This window comes from Acinetobacter sp. VT 511 (assembly GCF_001077515.1).
In the GTDB taxonomy this organism is placed as follows: Bacteria; Pseudomonadota; Gammaproteobacteria; order Pseudomonadales; family Moraxellaceae; genus Acinetobacter; species Acinetobacter schindleri.
The window spans coordinates 1-1,510 of the sequence record NZ_LFRE01000025.1 but is presented as its reverse complement, the minus strand read 5'-3'; the positions used below and the strand labels follow the sequence as shown (position 1 = coordinate 1,510).

The window sequence follows — 1,510 nt, the reverse complement described above, 5'->3', positions numbered from 1 at the left end:
ATACCACTACAGGCTTTACCTGTATACTCAATGGCCCAATAGCAGTATAAGCGCCGGCAGTAATAAACCCCTGCCATCCATTCGCCTGTACAAACCCTGGTTGATTCCATCCATAAGGGTGATGTGTATTCAACTGGCTGTTGATGGTAAAAGGGAATATTTCTAATACCCCTTTGTCTCCTATTCGTTTCCTGGTCACATTTATACTGGCACTATCATCAATCAGTTTATAAATGCTGTCAGATGTAATGGCCCCTTCCGTAAAAAAAGGTCGTGCCATTAAAGAATACTTTGCATCCAGTTTCCCTTGCAATTGCAACATTCGCAATGCCTGATCTTTTACCGATCCTATCTCCACTCCCTGCGCAGCCACATGCAATCCCACCATTAAAAAAACAAAAAGCTTACCTAATCTCAGTAAGCTACTTTTATATCTATTCGCCATATTAAAAAACATCGTCACCCTGAGCGAACGAAGAACGTCACCCTGAGCGAGCGAAGCGAGTCGAAGGGTGAGTCGAAAGGCCTCCCCGATCAAGACACTGCCCTATTCATCTCAATCACCGCCGCCTTATCCCCATTTCATCACATGACTGTCCGCAGCTTAGCCAGCAACTTCTTAAAACGATATGATGGCATGAATTAGAACGAGTTGACTTGAGTTAAATTGAATCAAAAGAATTGAATCGTAGTACCACGAAAGTCTTTCCTATTCTTTAATCCAAAGAAGGGAAGAGGCTTTTTTTGTTTTAGCGTGAAAAAATGAAATAACCGAATTCATATCACTTATAGATTCCTATTCGTTTGAATGAACATCCTCCATCTTTTCTTCGAAAATGGCTGATAAAAGAGCTGCTCCAATTGCTCAAACTGTGCATCATTCAGATGAAGATGGAGCGCTCTTTTCGCTATTTTGGCGGCAGGCTGGGAAGAAAATTTTCGGCCTAAAAAGTAGGCCTGTCGTTTTTCCCGTTTGATGAGGACTTTACGATCGTTTTGCCTTATAAATCGGTGCCAAAGGCAAGTATCCGCAAATTTGGTATGCAACAGGCTTATCGCCGGGCTGAATGGAAGGAACGCCGGGTGTTGATTACGGAATTGAACTGAGAACTGGAAACTCCAGGCTTGAGGAAAGAGCAGCATAGAATATCACAAAACAGGCGGGCTTCTAATGTACAGGTGTACAGGGCGTCCGCCTTTCGTATGCATATATATCATCATAGACTATACTGTGAGACCGGTGAAAATACCAATGAATCAGAGTGGGAATAAAGAAGGAAAACACAGGTTATTCCCAGAAATGTTAGTGTACAGCAGAGAAGCGCACGTTAGCAGGAGGACGAATATGGATACTAGAATAGAGATATTAACGATGTGTATGGTATGGGACAAAATGAATGATCAGGTGTTGTTAATGAATCGGCCGGACCGCAAAGGATTTCCGGGATACATTGCTCCTGGGGGGAAGGTAGATTTTCCGGAGAGTATCGTGGATGGTGCCATGCGGGAG

Annotated in this window: 1 protein-coding gene; it reads right to left on the bottom strand. The window is 43.3% G+C overall.

Annotated features, from left to right (window positions below; all coding sequences use genetic code 11):
- On the bottom strand, nucleotides 1-457 hold a 457-nt coding region (locus tag ACS72_RS19435), incomplete at its 3' end, for a hypothetical protein (RefSeq protein ID WP_212771674.1).
- Between the last annotated feature and the right edge of the window lie 1,053 nt (nucleotides 458-1,510).